The 18,144-nt window shown below is 51.7% G+C and carries 13 protein-coding genes; 4 read left to right on the top strand and 9 right to left on the bottom strand.

The annotated features are described in order from the left end of the window. Positions 1-143: 143 nt before the first annotated feature. The 3 genes from BMZ40_RS09850 (at position 144) to BMZ40_RS09840 (ending at position 4,580) form a co-directional block, all read left to right on the top strand. Positions 144-2,555, top strand: coding sequence for a PAS domain-containing hybrid sensor histidine kinase/response regulator (locus BMZ40_RS09850; protein WP_177193099.1), 2,412 nt, complete (start codon positions 144-146; stop codon positions 2,553-2,555). A 149-nt stretch (positions 2,556-2,704) separates the two neighbouring features. Then, a complete protein-coding gene (locus BMZ40_RS09845) occupies positions 2,705-3,664 on the top strand; it encodes a cobalamin B12-binding domain-containing protein (RefSeq protein WP_177193098.1) in 960 nt (319 codons plus the stop codon). Further along, complete coding sequence (locus tag BMZ40_RS09840) at positions 3,645-4,580, top strand: GGDEF domain-containing protein (protein WP_092374795.1); 936 nt, start codon at positions 3,645-3,647, stop codon at positions 4,578-4,580. The genes BMZ40_RS09845 and BMZ40_RS09840 overlap by 20 nt, the downstream gene beginning before the upstream one ends. 122 nt (positions 4,581-4,702) lie before the next feature. Here the strand turns inward: BMZ40_RS09840 and BMZ40_RS09835 are convergent, their stop codons facing one another. The 8 genes from BMZ40_RS09835 to BMZ40_RS09800 form a co-directional block, all read right to left on the bottom strand. Beyond that, entirely contained in the window at positions 4,703-6,052 is a 1,350-nt protein-coding gene (locus tag BMZ40_RS09835) for a diguanylate cyclase (protein WP_092374792.1), read from the bottom strand. 162 nt (positions 6,053-6,214) lie between these two features. Beyond that, positions 6,215-8,032 carry a glutamine--fructose-6-phosphate transaminase (isomerizing) gene (gene glmS / locus BMZ40_RS09830; protein WP_092374789.1) on the bottom strand — a complete coding sequence of 606 codons (1,818 nt, stop codon included), beginning with the start codon at positions 8,030-8,032 and terminating at the stop codon, positions 6,215-6,217. A 198-nt stretch (positions 8,033-8,230) separates the two neighbouring features. Further along, positions 8,231-10,207, bottom strand: a complete 1,977-nt coding sequence (locus BMZ40_RS09825; protein WP_177193097.1) for an O-antigen ligase family protein — start codon at positions 10,205-10,207, stop codon at positions 8,231-8,233. 143 nt (positions 10,208-10,350) lie between these two features. Beyond that, a complete protein-coding gene (locus BMZ40_RS09820) occupies positions 10,351-11,136 on the bottom strand; it encodes a tyrosine-protein phosphatase (RefSeq protein WP_092374783.1) in 786 nt (261 codons plus the stop codon). 2 nt (positions 11,137-11,138) lie between these two features. After that, positions 11,139-13,355 (bottom strand): GumC family protein, encoded by a 2,217-nt coding sequence (locus BMZ40_RS09815; protein ID WP_092374780.1) that lies wholly within the window; start codon positions 13,353-13,355, stop codon positions 11,139-11,141. Between the two features lie 22 nt (positions 13,356-13,377). Continuing rightward, positions 13,378-14,397: a polysaccharide biosynthesis/export family protein gene (locus tag BMZ40_RS09810; RefSeq protein ID WP_092374777.1), complete on the bottom strand. Its 1,020-nt coding sequence runs from the start codon at positions 14,395-14,397 to the stop codon at positions 13,378-13,380. 28 nt (positions 14,398-14,425) lie between these two features. Next, positions 14,426-15,661 (bottom strand): outer membrane beta-barrel protein, encoded by a 1,236-nt coding sequence (locus BMZ40_RS09805; RefSeq protein ID WP_092374774.1) that lies wholly within the window; start codon positions 15,659-15,661, stop codon positions 14,426-14,428. Between the two features lie 130 nt (positions 15,662-15,791). Then, positions 15,792-16,499, bottom strand: a complete 708-nt coding sequence (locus tag BMZ40_RS09800) for a hypothetical protein (RefSeq protein ID WP_092374771.1) — start codon at positions 16,497-16,499, stop codon at positions 15,792-15,794. 368 nt (positions 16,500-16,867) lie between these two features. Between BMZ40_RS09800 and BMZ40_RS09795 the strand changes: the two genes are divergently transcribed. Then, on the top strand, positions 16,868-17,107 hold the full coding sequence (locus tag BMZ40_RS09795) for a Fic family protein (protein ID WP_245751076.1): 240 nt from the start codon (positions 16,868-16,870) through the stop codon (positions 17,105-17,107). A 239-nt stretch (positions 17,108-17,346) separates the two neighbouring features. Here the strand turns inward: BMZ40_RS09795 and BMZ40_RS09790 are convergent, their stop codons facing one another. Then, complete coding sequence (locus tag BMZ40_RS09790; RefSeq protein WP_092374768.1) at positions 17,347-17,748, bottom strand: Ros/MucR family transcriptional regulator; 402 nt, start codon at positions 17,746-17,748, stop codon at positions 17,347-17,349. Positions 17,749-18,144: the final 396 nt, after the last annotated feature.

Below are 18,144 nucleotides of genomic sequence, written 5' to 3'. Positions count from 1 at the left end.
TTTGATATCTTTGAACTGATATCTTGAGTATTTTTTGCGATGATAAGTATATGCGAATTTCAAGGAATAAAAACTATTCGACTGATATACATGCAGATAATCCGTTGTTTTATTGCAATGGATTTTCCTGCGAAAGGACCTTTATGCGTGAAAAGTACGATTTTATTGATCAGTCTTCTTATCATATTCTAATCGTTAGCGAAGAGGTAAGAGAACTTGACTCCTTGGAGCGTGTTCTAAATAGGGCGTCTTACAAAACGAGTCGAGCACAGAGCAGCCAAGCCTTGGATGCAGTCATGGGGAACGGCCCGACATTTGTTTTACTCGCCCCCTCATTGTCAGACGGGACTGTTGCGGAATTGTGTAATATTTTTGCCGTTGCTCCAGAATATGGTGACGTAGTCTGCCTGTTTGTGGTCAAGTACGACGACTTATCCCATTTTCGGAGTGATTTACTTGGTCAAGGTCTTGTCTCTGGATCATTGATTTGGCCTGCATCAGAATCCTTGGTGATCAGTTTGTTGGATGTATATAAGCGGTGCGAATTTACAGACAGACTCTTGCAAGAATCTAGGCGTGATTTTCTCGAGGTATTCGACAAGATGCCTACCGTGATGATGTTCATTGAACCTGATACAGGACGAATAGTCGATGTCAATGTTGCTGCGGAGTTATTTTACGGTGGGTCCAAAGTTGAATTATGTAGGAAGAAGATATGGGAAATCAACACGGCCTCACGCGAAGAAATTTCTACAGCCATGAGTCAGGCACGGGAGACATCTCGAAATAATTTTCAGTTCAGGCATCGTCTCTGCGATGATTCCATCCGGGATGTTTCAGTTTACTCTGGGCCTGTTCAAATACATGGTAAGCGCCTTCTGTACTCTATTGTATTTGATATCACGGCTCGGAAAGAAGCCGAGGCATCTTTGCTTCAAATTCGGAATGAATGGGAAAACATTTTTCAGGCCATCGGACATCCAGTCATTGTACTCGATTGCGAATATAGAATTTTGGCTGCCAACAAGGTCGCGCTTGAACTTACGGGCTTAGATATGCGGGGTATTTCCGGCCGAAAATGTTTCGAGATTTTTCACAAAGGAGACGGGCCTCCTTTTAATTGTCCTATGGCGAAGACGAAGCAAACCTGTATGGGAGCGCAAGCTGAACTGGAGATGGATGCTTTCGATAAAACCTACATGGTCTCTTGCACCCCTGTTCACGATCGGCATGGAAAACTGGTTAAGATAATTCATATTGCCATTGATGTTACCGACCGCCGAACCTTTGAAAAGGAACTTGAGACCACAAACCGTAACCTCGAATATGCCCTTGAGAGAGCCCATGAGCTCGCTGCGCAAAGCGATATGGCCAATCGGGCAAAAAGCGAGTTTCTGGCCAATATGAGTCACGAAATTCGTACCCCGCTGAATGGTGCAAGTGGGATGATTGAAGTCCTCCGGCAGACGAATCTCAATGCAGAGCAACACGGCTATGCGCATAATGCTCACAGATGTCTTTCACGTCTGAACAGGCTGCTTGCTGACATTCTCGACCTGTCCAAAATTGAGGCCGGCAAACTCAATTTGTGTGAGGATGTTTTTGACATTTCGTCCATGCGACAACAATTGAGCGAGGTTTTCTTGTTCGATGCTTCCGCAAAGAAGCTTATGCTTGATTTCTTTTTCGACCCGAACCTGCCTGAGCTGGTTAAAGGTGATGAGAGTCGATTGAGGCAGATTCTTTTCAACGTGGTTGGTAACGCAGTCAAGTTTACGGAAAGTGGTTTCGTGCGAGTTGAAGTGAAACCTCTTTCATGGGGAACAGACGGCCTAATGACCGTGTTATTTTCCATCCAAGATTCTGGTCCTGGAATCAGCCAGGATATTGTGGGCACTATTTTTGAGCCTTTCGTTCAAGGTGAGAAAACCTATGTACGCGAGCACCAGGGCGCTGGTTTGGGCCTGGCTATCGTACGTCGCCTGGTCGATCTCATGGGCGGAGAGATTTCCTTGCAGAGCGATTTGGGCCAAGGAACGGTCATCAATTTCTTCCTTCCTTTTGAGCCCGTTTCAAGTAGCGAGCGCAGGGTCCCAAGTCATCCCAAACCCATCTGCCAAAAGCCTCGTAGCGTACTCTTGGCTGAGGATGATCTTGTCAACGCCATGTTTGTCGAGACAATTCTCAAAAGGATTGGTTGTAGAGTGGTCGTGGCCAGGGATGGGAAAGAGGTTTTGCGCAAGCTTCGTGAGGAGTGTTTTGATATTGTGCTTATGGATGTACAGATGCCGATTATGGATGGTCTCGAGGCCACGCGGACTATCCGATCTTGGAAGGGAGATATTGCGTCCACGCCAATCATCGCCCTGACGGCGTACGCCATGGTCGGTGATTGCGAAAAGTTCCTGGCTGCGGGCATGAACGCTTATTTAACCAAGCCGGTGAGCATGCAGGAAATAACCCAAGTCATGGACCAGATTCTGATCGAAAAAAAATCCCGATCGGGAAAGGAAATTCAAGGCGCTTTGTGCGGGGCCGGGGTTTTACAGTCATGACAATAGAGTTGCGAAATCTCCCGCAGGTCAGTCCGGCTGCCGTTGGAGAATACACACGCCTGTCGTATGTGCTTGTAGAGTCCGTCAACGCACGCATGAGTGGACGGGAGGATTTGACTGACCTTATTGGTTCCAATTCCATGGAGGTCATGTACGAAAACCATCGTCACCATGCGGCTTTCATGGCCAGTGTCTTCCAATTTGGGATATACGGTCTTTTGAGCAAGACTCTGCCATGGGTTTATCGAGCTTATCACAGTCGGGGTTTTTCCCATGCTTATTTCTCTGCGGTCATGACTGTTTGGATTGATGTCATCCGTGAGTTTATGGATCAGAGCGCCAGCGACATTCTGACCATTTATGAGTGGATGCTCACCCGCCATGAAGAGACGGTGCAGCTTTCGTTACGTCCCGCCATTGAGCCTGATGCTGGATCTACTGTTTGGCAACTAGATTACGAACGATTTCGTGACGCACTGCTGATCGGTGATGTCTCGGTTTGTCTAGAAATAGCCCAAAGCAGAGTCGATACTGCGGAACGGATGGTCGATTTTTTTGTTCACGTGCTGCAACCCGCGATGCAAGCCGTTGGGGCGCGATGGGAGAACGGACTTATCAGTGTTGCTCAGGAGCATCTCGCCTCAGCCATCGTCTCCCGCATATTGGCTTCAATATCCACTTCAGGTTTCAGTTCTGCACCAACACGTGGAACTGCGGTCGTGAGTGCAGCAGCCAACGAGTTTCATGAGATAGGCGCCTGGATGCTCGCTTCGTGTCTGGAAAGCGATGGATGGGATGTGCAATATTTAGGTGCAAACACGCCGTGCAGTGATCTCTTGGATTTTGTCCGTTCGGTGAAGCCGGACCTACTTTGTATATCTGTTGCCATGATTTTCAACATTAGTGCGGTCAAAACGGTTATCGATGGTGTCCGCAGTCAGCCGGATCTGGATGGGATGAGAGTTCTTGTTGGCGGCCAGGCACTGCTGCACGATCCAGATATATTTCATGTCCTGAAGGCCGACGCCATGGCCACGGATTGTAAATCCGCCATGAATGTGGCCAGAGCACTCATAAGCAGGAGGGCAAGTGAATCTCGACTATCATGATTCGTGGGGCAACGCCCTGACAATATTTTTGGAGCATGCGGAAAATGTGATCATGGCGAGGGCCGATTTGGACCGGCGTATTGTAGGATGCAACTTGGCCCTTATGCGCCTGCTGCGCAAGAGCGATCGGCCGTTGGGGATGAAACTGGAGGAAATTTTTCGCTATCCCGATGGAACCGAGGCGGTGTTTGCGTCGCCTCAATCGGGTACCAGTCCGCTTCCGCAGATACTCAAACTTCGTGGAGGGGAGGATCTTTACAAGGTGATCAGTCGACTGGAAGGCGAAGAGTGGACTGTGCTGGCCGAGCGCATCGGCGGGGGAGATGGCATGGTCATGCAGGCCATGTCCTCTCTGACTAATGATCTGGTCAACATCGGACGAGATCTGGCTCGTAGAAATCGTGAACTGGCCGAGGCCAGGGAGCGTCTTGAGAAGATTAGCAGGACAGACTTTCTGACCGGTTTGGCCAATCGGGGCTATTTCATGGAGCGGTTTCAAGAGGCCGTATTTGCGGCTGATCAACAGGGTGAGCCTTTGAGCCTGCTCATGGCTGATTTGGATCATTTCAAGAAGGTTAATGACACATTTGGTCACAATGCCGGAGATGAAGTGCTCAAGGCCTGCGCAGCTACACTTCTTCGCATCTGCCGTAGCGAGGACTTGGCTGCTCGGAGCGGAGGTGAAGAATTTCTGATTTTTTTGCCCAATACGACCGCAGAGGACGCGCAGCGTGTTGCGCTGCGTATTTGTGCTGTCATGCGCGAGGCAGATGTCCTGGGCAGCGGAAGTCCGGTGACCGTGAGCATCGGCGTGGCCGGTCACATAAGAGGAGAAAGCCCAGACGATTTCCTCAAACGCGTGGATCAGGCTCTTTATCGGGCCAAGGAAAAAGGACGCAACCGTATCAGCCTCTGAGTGGCCAGAGTCGCTGCGTATCAAAAAACGTGTTTGTCAGGATGTGACGCATGTAAGTCCTTTGCGGACTTCAAAATTCTGTTAAGGGGAGTAGAACGTCATTTTTTGAAATTCCAGGCTGCTTAATCAAGATAGGAGAAGAATTTCTGATCTTCCAACACCATGTGCTCCAGAATAATATCTGTGACGAGAAATGAAAATAACTCGCCAACATGAACTTTTTCTTTTTTGAAATGCGCAATGGTTTTGCTCATCTTTTTTTCAAGTTCTCTATGAATATTGCAATGATTTTGAAAGTCTGGAAATTTAGTCTCACACAATATTCTTTCCTCATCAATAAAATGTTGAACTGTGTGATTTAAAAGTTTTTTTGCGGAATGAATAACATTTTTGTCGCTTTGACCTGTGATTATTGCATTAAGTAATTCATTCGCACATGTAAAAAGATGTCTGTGCTGACTGTCTATGAGTAGATTTCCAGATTCATATTCATCTTTCCAAATCAAACGAACAAGTTGAGATTGTAGTGAATATGAATCTTCGCTTAAGCAATTTGAGTTCTCTGAAATAATTTCGATACAATTTCTTCCAGACTCTTTTGCTTTATAAAGTGCTTGGTCTGCGATATTTAGCCTTTCATCGATTGACTTTGTCCCACAACGGAAAGATACCATTCCAATGCTCACGGTAAAACATATTTTATTGTTTTTGTTTGTAATTTTAATTTTTTCTATATGACGGCGCAGCCTTTCGGCAAGATTTCTTGATATTTTTTCATCTGCATTTAGAAACAGTATTCCGAATTCTTCCCCTCCGATTCTTCCGAATATGTCAACTTCCCGTAATATTTTTTTGCACTCTCTTGCCATTTCTTTGAGAACAATATCCCCTGTTTCGTGTCCATGGGTATCGTTGATACTTTTGAAATGATCTACATCAAGAAGAGCCAGAGTCTGTGGTTCGTTGAAACGCTTGCCTCTGATCATTTCTCTGGATACATGTTCAAAAAAATAACGTCTGTTTGCGACACCTGTGAGTGCGTCTTCGCGTGATATTTGCAATAATTCTGATTCAATTTGTTTTCTGCGTGTAATATCTTGTATCTGTGAAATGAAAAAACGTGGAGATCCATCCTTGTTGGCCACTAAAGAAACGCTGAGAAGGATGCTAATAACATTTCCTTCTTTGTGAAAGTAACGTTTTTCCATTTGGTAGCTGTCAATGACTCCAGCAAGCATTCTGTTGACATAGACTAAGTCTTCATCAAGGTCGTCTGGATGGGTGATATCTTGAAAGGTTTTATTTAAAAGTTCTTTTTCCAAATAACCAAGCATTTCGCATAACGATCTGTTAACTTTGATCCATTTTCCATTTGGTGCAACAAGAGCCATGCCTATAGGTGCGTATTCAAAAGCATTGAAAAAGAGACTATCTTCTTCTGATAGTAAGAAATCATTTAAATTATTTTGCATAGCTTATTTAATATATTTAAAAAATGATTATAAAATAAAATTGAATCAATGAATTTACCAGATATTCCCTAGCCTTACTTGCTGCGGATAGCAAGTTTGCCGATGAGAAGGCTGAGTTAAAAAGATGCCTGTCGGAGTTGTGCGCCTGGCACCCTTACGGGACTATTCCACGGTCACACTTTTGGCCAGATTCCTTGGTTGATCTACGTCTTTGCCCAGGTAGACGGCCATTTCATAGGCGAAAAGCTGTACCGCAGGAAGCACCAGAAAACTCTTCAGCGGTCCCCATACATCGGGAAGAACCCAGGACTCATCTACGGCGGGCGCGGCGCCGGGATTGACCAAGGCAATGATACGTCCGCCTCTGGCCTGCACTTCTTGCAGGTTCGAAGCCACCTTTTGCAGCAGTTCATCGCCAAGCGCCATGGCAAAAGTTGGGAATTGTGGGTCGATGAGGGCGATTGGACCGTGCTTCATCTCGCCACTGGCATACCCTTCGGCATGGATGTAAGATATTTCTTTAAGCTTGAGGGCCCCTTCCAGGGCCAAGGGAAAATTCTGACCACGCCCAAGAAAGAAGAAGCTCTTAGCGTCCGAATACTCCTGGCACAAGCTGCGGGCCTTGCCGCGAATGACAGGCAGGTCACGCTCCAGAGTCGTCGGCATCTCGGCCAATTCCTCCAGGCAGCGTTCCTTAACTTCTTCGGGCAGGGTCCCTTTGCGAGCGCCCCAGGACAGGGTCATGAGCAGTAGCAGGACCATCTGGCTGCACATGGCCTTGGTGGAGGCCACACTGATTTCGGGCCCGGCCTGGGTGTAAACGACTTGGTCCGATTCGCGGGCGATTGATGAACCGACCACATTGCACAAACCGAGGATTGGCACGCCGGCCTCATGGGCGATGCGGACCGCGGCCAGGGTATCGGCTGTTTCGCCCGACTGGCTGATGGTCAGGATCAGGTCGTCGGGGAGGAACACGCTGTCGCGGTAGCGGAACTCCGAAGCGATCTCGACTTGCACGGGGATCCGCGCCCAGGATTCGAGCAGGTACTTTGCCCATAGACCGGCGTGGTACGACGTGCCGCAGGCCACGATGGTCAAGCGCCCCGGGATGTCCAGCGCGTCGAGTTCGGTAAGCACCACCCGCCCCTTCTGGATGCGGCCTGCCAGACAGTCGCGAATGACTTTTGGCTGCTCGAAGATTTCCTTGAGCATGAAATGCTTGTATCCGTCTTTTTGGGCGGCCTGCACGTCCCAGGAGATGTGCCTGACCTCCTTGGCTTTTGGTTTTAGCGTTATGGAGTCGAAGACTTGCCAGGAAGAGGCGTCCATCTCCACCAGGTCTCCGTTGTCGAGAAAAACCACTTCGCGCGTGTAGGGCAGGAAGGCCGGGATGTCGGAAGCCAGGAAATTCTCTTCAGAGCCGACGCCCATGAGCAAGGGGCTGGCCTTGCGGCTGGCCCAGATTTTCTTGGGATGGTCACGTGAAAGCAGTGCAAATGCATAAGCCCCGTCAACCTGTGACAGAGCCCAGGAGATACCCTTGCGAATATCGCCGCTCAGGCTCACGCCTTTGGCGATGACGTGCACCAGCACCTCGGTGTCCGTTTCGGACAGAAAGACGTGCCCTTCGGCGATGAGCTCCGCTTTAAGTTCCGCGTAGTTTTCTATGATGCCGTTGTGAACCAGTGCGAAGCGGCCCTCTCCATCCATGTGGGGGTGGGCGTTGCGCTCTACGGGCAGGCCGTGGGTGGCCCAGCGGGTGTGGCCTATGCCACAGAACGAGGAGGCCGTGTCCAGGCCCGCGATTTTCTGATCCAGTGCGCCGAGCTTACCCTCTGCGCGTATGACCTGTAGCCCTTGCGTCTTCTCGAAAGCTACTCCAGCCGAGTCGTAGCCCCGATACTCAAGGCGCCTCAGGCCTTCGACGATGGCCGGTATGGCTGGATTGTTCCCTGTGTATCCGATGATTCCGCACATGCATGTTCTCCATTGATGTTGATGGACAGATTGTCCACGACGGCTTGCGCGCCAGGCATAATTGTTGGCATTACGGGCGGTCGCTGTTCGCGTGTTCAGGTTCTGAAAGCAGTTTCGTTCGTGCTCGCCGGAAGGGCATCGGCTCACCGGCGTTTCGTTTCCCGCAAAAGATTCTTCGGAGTCCGAGAGCGATGTTGCTCAACCTCTCTGGAGTTTTTTGTCCAGATACTCCATGGCACGTACCCGGTCTTCATAAGGCAGGATGGCTAAGAGAGCGTCCCGGTCGTTGACATGCTCCAGGGCTAGATCAAGGACTTGTTTCCACCTCCACGAGTTGAGCTGGAGCGTCTTCGACAAAAGCTGCATGCCTCGCTCTCTGGAACCGCCTAGATCCATTGCGTAACCCCAGAGATGATGCTGCGCCGCCGCCAAAGCCGTTCTGGGATCATGGGGCCGCAGGCTCAGGGCGCGTTCGTAGGCCTGGACGGCTTTAAGTTCCCAGGCACCGCCTCCAAGAGAATACTCTAGGCCGAGGCTTAAGGTTTGGGCGTACTGGCGCCACGTGAGGCCGTTAGCAGGATCCTTATGCAGTGCCGCCCTGAAATATTCTTCGGCAAGAAGGATGCTGGGAGCTGGCAGGACCTTTGCCTGAAGGAAAAGCTCCATGGATTTGGCGGCTACGGCCGCTACCAGGGCCGGGTTGTCGGGCTGAAGTCGCAAGGCGTGTCGGATGTCATCAAGTGGAGGCAGGGGTTCGGGAAAAATCGTGCGTTCCGTAGGGCAAAGGTTCTCTGCCGCAAGATGCGTCCGAGCCATTCCGACGAACAGGGCCGCCGTGGTCAGGGCCGCAACAGCGCCGATGGCCAACACATGGCGCAGCTGATTCGTGATCTCTCTGTCAGGTAGAAAAACACGCCTCCCCCGGTTGTACGAGCGCATGTGCAGGAGGTTCCAGAGCAGTGCGCAAAGAATGCCCACGGCCAGTGCGTTGGCAGGGACGCGCATGCCGAAGTCGAAGAAGCTGTGCAAGGCGAGGGCGGCCAGGCCGCTCATAAGCCCGGCGCAGGTCCCCAATACGAGTGGATCGTTGCGCTTTTTCCAGGCCACGACGCATCGGGTCATGAAAAGCACGAAGCCGCTGACGCACAGGGCGAGACCGGGCAACCCCGCCTCGGCGGCGACTTCGATCCAGTCGTTGTGAGCATGTACGACGTCCAGGTCGCCACCGTATTGAGGCAGTGCGTAGGGGCCGTAAGCGGTGTTGAATGCACCCATCCCCACGCCCGTCAATGGAAAGTCTGCGATCATGGGCACAACGGATGCAGCAATGTCCAGGCGGTGTGTCAGGTCCCCGTCATGGCCGAAGCGTTCGGCAGTTTTTTCCAGGCCGACACCCAGACCGTATACGGCGATGACAAGGGCCGCCCCCAGGATTTTCCAGCAGGCGGGTCGCATGGTGCGTTTCGACGCAAAGAGCAGGGCCATGCACAAGAGTCCGATCCCGCAACTGAGAATACCGCCCCGTGAACCCGTCAGCAGCAAGGTCACTGCCAGGATGACTCCCATGAATCCGGGCAGGATCGGTCTCCAGAACGCTTCGCTCAAAAGACCTCGCCAGCCGCTCGGCCTTGGCGACCTGGCCTGCTCGCCCATGGCGGCGCCCAGTGCCATAAGGGTGGCCAGTTCGAGAAAGAAAGCCAGTTCATTACGGCTGATGTATGTCCCGGTCACGAAGCCGTGCTGTCCGGTCTTGGCCCAGTTCCAGACCTGTTCCGTACCTCCGAAGCTCTGCAGTATTCCGTAGGCGGCCTGAAAGAGGCCAAGTCCGAGTACGGTCCAGAAGACCGCACCGGCCTGACGACCTGTCCGGATTGCGTAGACCCCAAGCAGATACGCCATAGCCATGGGTGCCCATTTGAGCATATCGACCCGGCCGGAGTGGGGGGCCAGGGACAAAGGCATGGCGTCGGGGGCTGAGAGTGGGGGGACGAAGAAGGCTGGTCGCAAGGGGCTGAAAATCTCTACCACACCTGTAGGCAACATTACGGTCTGCAGCACTGCCAGGACCGCAAAAAGTGCAGCATGCATGCATAAGGGCGGTAGATGCAGCCGCATGGGCTGCGGGCCAGGGCGGTAGGTCTTCATGAGCACGAAAGGCGAGAGTGTGCAGACCATAAATCCAAATATCGCGGCGGTTCTGGCATAAGCCCATGGATGTATGCCGCCGAAGGCCCATTGCGTCAGGCACAAGAGTGCCAGCAGGCTCCAAAGGGTCAGTGAAGTCAGAGGGGGGGGGGGGAGCGGACCAACCGATCTTCTCATAACAAGGTTGCCAGACGTTCGACCAGATCTGATATGGTTCGTGGCGTGCTTGGAAGTGGGGATTGGATACTGACGGGCCGGTTCCTCAGAACCGCTCTTGGTCTTTCCTCGAACATCGCCCGAGCCTCAATGTGTCCGGCGATGTGCTCGATACGAGCCCGCGCCGCAGCCAGAAGCGGGGGGCGTGCAGAAGACGAATGCGCATCGCTGGCCACGAAATGGGCCGTCCGGTTGTGTACAAGCAGTTCCGCGCAGCGTCGGCATTTTTCACCGAATCCCCCGAGCAGGCTCTGCGCCGTTATTTGGCCAAGAACTCCCGAAGAGGCGAGATGCAGGAGAAAGTCCGGATTGCGCTGGATATATTCGTAGCGTTCGGGATGAGCGAGTATCGGCACGCAGCCAATCAACTGAAGGTCGTAAAGTTCCTGTTCGAGTGTTTGTGGAATCACTGATGGCAATTCAATGAGCATATAGCGTGATTGATTGATGCACAGTCTATGCGGATTTCGGAGAAGTTTGCCAAGTTTTGGAACGAGGCGGACTTCCGCTCCAGCGTGTAATCTGAGTGGAAGCCCGCTTTGATGAAGAAATAAATTGATTTTTTTTAGGTATATATCGCGTACTTCCAGATTCACGTCATGGTGACCGTCGAAGAAATGCGGTGTAGCGACGATGTCGGTTGTCCCGTCTGCAATGGCCTGTTTGCACATGTCCACACTCTCGGTGACAATGTCCGGTCCGTCGTCGAGTTTTGGAAGAATATGGCAATGCAAATCGATCATGATTATCCTCGCCGTTTCTTATTCCCTTTTTCTCCGTAGTAGTAATAATACGCATACTGGTAATAGTATGCCCCCTCTTTGCTCATGTTGACGCTGTTGAGGACTACTCCGAATATTTTGGCGTTTATTTTTTGGAGAGCCTCGATGGCGGAGCGGACAAGTTCCTTGGGCGTTACAAAGGCCTTGGAGATGAGCACCACGCCATCGGCGTGCTGGGCCAGAACGGCTGCGTCGGTTACGGCAGTGGCTGGCGGGGTGTCGATGATGATGTGTTCATAGCGTTCGCGGAGCGAGGCAATGAGCTCCGGCATGCGTTTGGAGCCAAGCAATTCCGAAGGGTTGGGTGGAACGGGCCCTGCAGTAATGATATCCAGGTTCGGAATGCCCGTCGGTTTGATGACCTCATCGACACTACTGACGCTGGAAAGGATGTTGGAAAGCCCTGCTCCGTTTTCAAGTTCAAGGATCTTATGTGCCCTGGGTCGACGCATGTCTGCACCGATGAGCAGGGTTTTACAGCCGGCTTGGGCCATCGCCGCACCTAGATTGACGGCTACGAGAGTCTTGCCCTCCTTGGGAGTTGCGCTTGTCAGCAAAACGACCTGAGGCATTTGGTCGGCCTTGGAGAAGAGCAGGTTGCTGCGCAGACCGCGGACGGACTCACTGGCTACGGATTTTGGGTCGTTGTGCACGAACACCTCCGCCATCGAATTGTTATCAATATCAATGATGGAGGGGATCATGCCTAGGTAGGGCATATGCAGGAAGCGAGCTACATCCTCGGGTGTTTTCAGTGTGTTGTCGAGATACTCAGCAAAGAAAGCCAGACCAGTGCCGGCAGTAATCCCGAGGACCAGAGCCAGAAGCATGTTCATGGCTTTCCTGGGTTTGATCGGTTGAGTCGGCGTCTCAGCCTTGTCGACAACGCGCACGTTGACGGTCTTCATGTTCTCGGTCAGCGTTGTCTCTTTGAAACGCTTGACCAGCAGATCGTAGACCTCCTTTGCGCTCTCTGCTTCGCGTTGCAGCACTCCGTACTGAATCGATTTTTTAGAGAGTGAAAGGGCTCCCTGTTCCTGGCTGCGCAAGGCTTCTTTCAAGGATTTTTCCTTTGCCAGAGCCAGTTCGAAGTTGTTTTTCAGGGACTGGACGATTTTTTGTACTTCAGCGGATTTGCGCTTGCTGAGCTCGTTCAACTCAGCCTTGATTGCAATAATTTGGGGATGGTTGGCACCATACTTTTTGGACATTTCCGCCAGGCTGTTCTGCACCGACATCTCAGAAGCCTTGATGGACTGGATGACCGGACTGGCCAGAATCTCGGCCACGGAGTCGAGGCTGTTGGAGGAGATACCCTTGGTCTGGTTGTAACGCGTTTCGGCCTCGACGCGGGCGGCCTCGGCTTCTATGGCCTTGCTGTTGAGTTCAGCCAGCTTCTGTTGAGTGACTTGCTCGGTGCCTGAACTGAAGTTGGTAATGATGGAGTTTTCTTCTTTATACTTCTGAAAGCGCATCTGGGCCTCTTCGACCTTAGCCCTTTCCTCCTGAATACGGTTGGACAGCCAGGAGACAGCGTCTTGTACGGCCATCAGCTTGGTCTCCAAGCCAAGTTCGATGAAGACCTGAGTGACAGTGTCGGCGATACGCGCCGCGAGGACAGGGTCTTTGGCCTTGAAGCGGACGTTCACCACCCGCGAATTACGCACCGGATCTATGGTCAGGCGAGAGAGGAAATTATCCACCAATCTTGAATCGGACTCCTCGGCCAGAGCCTGTTCGAGTTTGTCCTTTGGGGTCAGGATGCTTCTGACAGCGATCTTGACCGAGTCTATGGCTTCGCGGAGAGCCTGCTTCACGGTTGAAATGGCATCGTCCTTGGGGGCGGGATTGAATTCTTCAGTGTTGCCCAGGTCAAGCCGTTCGATGACCTTGCGGGCAACGGTCCTGCTTTGCAGGATCTCGAACTGGGTCTGTGAATAGTCCGAATCCGCAGCGTCGAGGGCGAAGACCTCTTCGATGGAGACGACGTTAGGGTTTTCCTTTTCGATGACGATCTTGGCCGTGGCCTCGTAGACGGGGTCCATGGTGAAGGTGAAGAGGGCCGTGCTGGCCACGATGAGCACAAAGGCCGTGATGACAAGCCATTTGCGCTTTGCCAGAATACGTATGTAGTCGCGGAGGTGAACTTCCTCTGCGATGGAGTCGAAGTTGTTGGTCATGCTTTGATCCTGATGCGGATGGTTAGAAATAGCTTTCGGGGACGATGACGATGTCCTTGTCGCGCAGGGTGATGTCACTACTTCTCAGCCCTTTTTGCGTGATGTCGTCCACCGGGACGGTGAGGATGCGCTCCCGGCCGTTTTCCATGCGGATGATGGTCGTGCGGTTGGGGGCGGCGATGCGAGTGAAGCCTCCAGCCATGCCGATGGATTCAATGACCGTGGCGTCGCGGTCCTCGATGACGTATTCGCCCGGTTTCATGACCTCGCCCATGATGTAGACCTTTTCGGCCATGGGAATGAAGATCACGTCCTCGTTTTGCAACAGCAGATTGCCGAACTGGTCTTCGCCACTGAAGAGACGCTTGATGTTCAGGGTGATGGCCAGACGTTGCGTCTGACTATTATTTACAGGCTCGTTACGCATGATTGTGGTCCTGCTCCCGCCACTTGAGAAATCGACTCCTCCGGCCCTTGACAGGATGTCGAGGAGCGTTTCCTGGGACTGAAGATTATACCGGCCCGGATTTTTGACGGCTCCGAGCACGACAACATTCTTGCTCCTGAATTCCTTGACGCTCACGGAGACGTGGGGGCTGACGAGGTAGCCTTGTGACGTGAGGGCGTAAGCGATGCGCTCCTCAATTTGGGCCGGGGTCATTCCTCCTACTTGGACCCGGCCAAGCAAGGGGAACGTGATGCTGCCGTCCGTGGCCACGGTCACGGAATCGCGGGAGAGATCCTTCTCCTCGTAGACCATGATGCTCAGCACATCGTTTCCGCCGACGGTGTATTCCCGGTTGCCGGCAGACGTCTGCCCGAAGCTCTTGAGATAATCTTGTACGGAAATGTGGGATGAGGATTCCAGATTTACCTGAATGTCCGGGTCTAGAGAGGAGTCGCCTTTCTGTTTTTCCCTGATTTCCTTGACGATTTCGAGTTCGGTATGTTGCGGGGCGTATGAGGGGGTTAGTCCCCCGACGCAGGCGCAAAGCGTCGCCAAAAGGACGCAACTGGATATGCTTTTTATCAGATGGCTCATATGCTGTAAGATTCCTTGAAAATGGCTGTTAGAAAGCGGCGAGAAAATTCAGAGTTGTGCGGTGATCCTTGAATTCTTCGTCATCGAAGTTCGACACGCGGTTTTCGAAGTTGTAGCCTAGGCCAATTGTCAGCCAGTCTTTGATCCAGTTCTTGAACTGATACTCGATGCCTGTAGCAGCCGTGAACGTTTTGTCATGCCGTGAGTCCAGCGTGGATGAAGTATTGTCGTATTCATCCAGGGAATAACCGGAGCTAGCGTATGCAGTGAACTGTTCGAAGAACGTGTGGCGGACTCCCAGGCCGAAGGCTGTGGTGGTGAAGCGGGTGGCATAGGATTCGGTAGAGTCCTTGAGGGAACGCGAGAATTTCACGTTGAACTTGGTCTTGGCGCTCATGGCCCAATCCAAATCCGTCTCGGCCAACCAAGTGGTCACATCTTCATATTCCTCATCGTTCCAATCCTTGTCGTTGACATAGTCCTTGTGTCCGATGCCTAACTTTAATTCCCCATTCACCTTGCCCGTCGGATCAAAATTGAGACCGATGAAGAACTGGTGGAACAGGGCGTCCTGGGATGTGTCGCCGTCGATGCCTCGTGTATTGTCGCCGTTGTTCTGGTTGGTGTAGTTGATATCGGTCAGACGATATTGTGCCAGAAGCGATGTCCGAGGAAGTATGCGGTAGTACCCGAGCAGACCATATTGATGGTCGTTGCGGTTCTGCCAGCTATCCTCGTTTTCGAGATACCGCTCGTAGTGATTGCCATAGTTGGCCTCGACTCGCAGGCGGTTGCGTTCGTAGCCCAAGCCTAGGACGCCCTCGTTGAACCAACGCCGGACCTTGGGGTCATTCTCGCGATAGCTGTTGCTACTGCCCAAGGGGTCGGCCGTATGGGAGAATATGTTGTCGAAGCGACCGTAGAAACCCACCGGAGTTCGGTATAGCCCAGAGATCATTCCGTTGTGTTCGATATAATCGTTATCCGTGTATTCGGCGTAACGGATCGCGCCGAGGTCGTAGCTGGCCATGAGGAAGTTGTCGCCATCGCCTTGATACTTTGCGAGGACCCCGGGTCGCAGCGTATGAATGAAATCTGCCCGTTCTCGCTCGCTTTCCTTGAAGATGTTGGAGTCATGGGTCAGTTCATAGCCCAGACCCGGGTGGATCTGAATCCGTCCGATGCGGATGTTCCCCTCGGCGAAGGCGTTCAGCGGCAGCAGGAGTATTGCGATAATAATCAGAAATTGTCCTTTGGAATCCATGTCCTCTCCAAACGTATCGTGTCATATGAAAGAATACGGGACGCCGTCGGCGCGCGTCCTGTTGCCTGGCGCCTTTTGCGGACCCTGTCGTCCCGTCTGAAAGATTGGCGTGTCGTGTCGAAAAGGCGAATCAGAAGCCACTGGCCGTCGTACGCCCGCCTGAACCCGAGAATGCCGAGGGGGATGCCTGCATGACGGGAGACGTGATGGTGGAGCCGCCAGCCATGACCGAGGAGCCTTCCTGTTCTTCAAGACCCGCCCCGACTTCCCCTTCGCCACCTTCGACAACATTTGCCTGGACAGGGCTTGGCATGCTGTCGGCTTCTTTCGCCGCAGCTATGGCCTTGGTGTAATACCCTGATTGGCAGAGAATTAAGCTACTATAAGCCTGTCCAAAAATCTTGGCGGATCCACTTTCGGCAGACTGCGCCAAGAGTACATCGAGTCCGGCTGCATCGGCATTTCCTGACGCATATGCGAGGGCCGCCTTGCCATAGAGCATGGCGGCCTGTTCGTAACCTTGTTGGGCTTTGGAGAAGGCCGCCGCGATGGCTTCGTATGCGGCAACTATTTCAATGGCATTGTTCTCCTTGGCTTTTTTGGCTTCTTCGGCGGCTTGCAGCGCCTGCTTGCCGATTTCCGTAGCCTTTTTTTCGGCTGCAGCCTGGGCGGCGAGGGCGGACTCCGAGGGCGAGAGGTTGCCCTGGGTGGTCATGTCCGAGGTGCCTTGGGTGGTGATGGCCAAGGTGCCCTGGGTGGCCATGGCCAGCGTAGTGAACCCGAGAAGCAGAAAGATGGTCAAGACTGCTTTTACGAACAAGGAACTGGGTAAATACATGAAACTAACCTCCAGGAAATTCGGCTATTGCCATCGCGGTTGTGAACTTGCGAGCGTATCATTTAATCTTCAGGAGATGTTTACTTCAATTCAAGAAGGATGCGGAGGAATAATAATACGGTAAGATTGCGTATTTTTTGCGGGTTGTGACGTTTGGTTGGTTTGCACTTGGACGAGGCGGGAAAAAGTGGTTGGCTAAAGCTTTAGGGGATGAAATCTTGGGCTTTCCGAATGTAGGTGGTATCTAGGGCCTAAACTTGGTCGCTTGATGAAAAAACACTTCTGCGCGTTTACCAAATTCGAAAAATAAAAAGGACATGCCATGCATCATGACTCCTTCGCTCACCTGGGCGTTCTGAAGTCCAGGCTTGATAAGCATTCATCCCTTTCGGGACGGCACCGGCAGGACTTCCAGGCTCGTCATGAATCTGGAACTCATGCGGGCAGGATTTCCGACTGCCATCATCCCGGTTGAGGATTGGCTCGTGTATTACCAGAATCTGGAGAAGGCGGGGAAGGACGCGGACTACGGTCCAGTCGTCCAGCAGCTTGTTCAGTTGGTCGAACGAAGTTTCGAGCCCTATTGGTATCTACTCGGCATAACCTAGCCGATGAACACGTCAACAAACGAAAAGCCCCTGAGTCACAAGCTCCGGGGCTTTTCGTTTGTTTAGGACTTCACTGTCGACACGCGGGCTGAAATGTTCAGGTGGTCTTGATTTTAGTAGACTCGAACCTCGTGCAATTTGGTTCACTCACGAAGGTGCTGCCTTCCGGCAAATAAATTGCGTTATGAACAAGCAATAGGCATCCTGAGAGATAGGACGCCATCCATCCTCGTGTTAATTTATTCGGATTTAGTGGTCTTTTTGCGCTTCTCCCACAACTTCATGTCCTGCATGGTCTTCCGACGATCACGGGCCAGATATTTTGCCACCAAAGGAGTACCTTTCTTGTAGCCGTATTTTTCCTTGTACTGTTCGGGAGTGAGCCCGTGGATTATAAGGTGACGCTTTGTCAAGACTTTAAATGACTTTCCGCACTCGCAGCAGATGACGCTTTTCTCTCTGATGGCATTTTTGGGGTCGACAGCTGGTTCGGTTTCGACAACTGGCGCAACACCTTCAGCGACTCCACGAATGCTGCCAGCCAAGGTTTTGATCATGGATGTGATCTCTTCTTCGCTCATATTGCGGACAGATGCTTGGGCTTTTACGATTTCGATTGCTTGTTTGAGATAATCTTCCATGTTTTCTCCTGATAATCTATGGGAATTTGATTGTTAGCTTTTAGCACAAATTTTGCTTACGCTATTTTTGTGTTTTGATGGAAAAAAGTAACATACAAATATCGATAATGTAAATAATAAATAGATCTAATAACCACTGATTGGCGTTTGAGTTCGTTTACCGCGTTTCCCTTATGGATAACGTGCTGGGCGCTAGATAGGCTTCATTCCAGCTGGTATGCGATCTTTCAAAGTGAGACACATTTCTCTCGCAATAAGCAAATCTTGCTCCTGTCCGCACTTTAATTCCGCCTACATTGCCATAAGTATATGTTATTCTGTGAAAAATAATCTGCTAATTTTTATCAATTAGTATTAAAACTCTTCAGTAGTGGATGTATTTGAAAAAGACTCCTG

The sequence above is a fragment of the Desulfomicrobium apsheronum genome, assembly GCF_900114115.1.
GTDB lineage: Bacteria > Desulfobacterota > Desulfovibrionia > Desulfovibrionales > Desulfomicrobiaceae > Desulfomicrobium > Desulfomicrobium apsheronum.
This window is presented reverse-complemented; position numbering and strand designations above follow the sequence as displayed.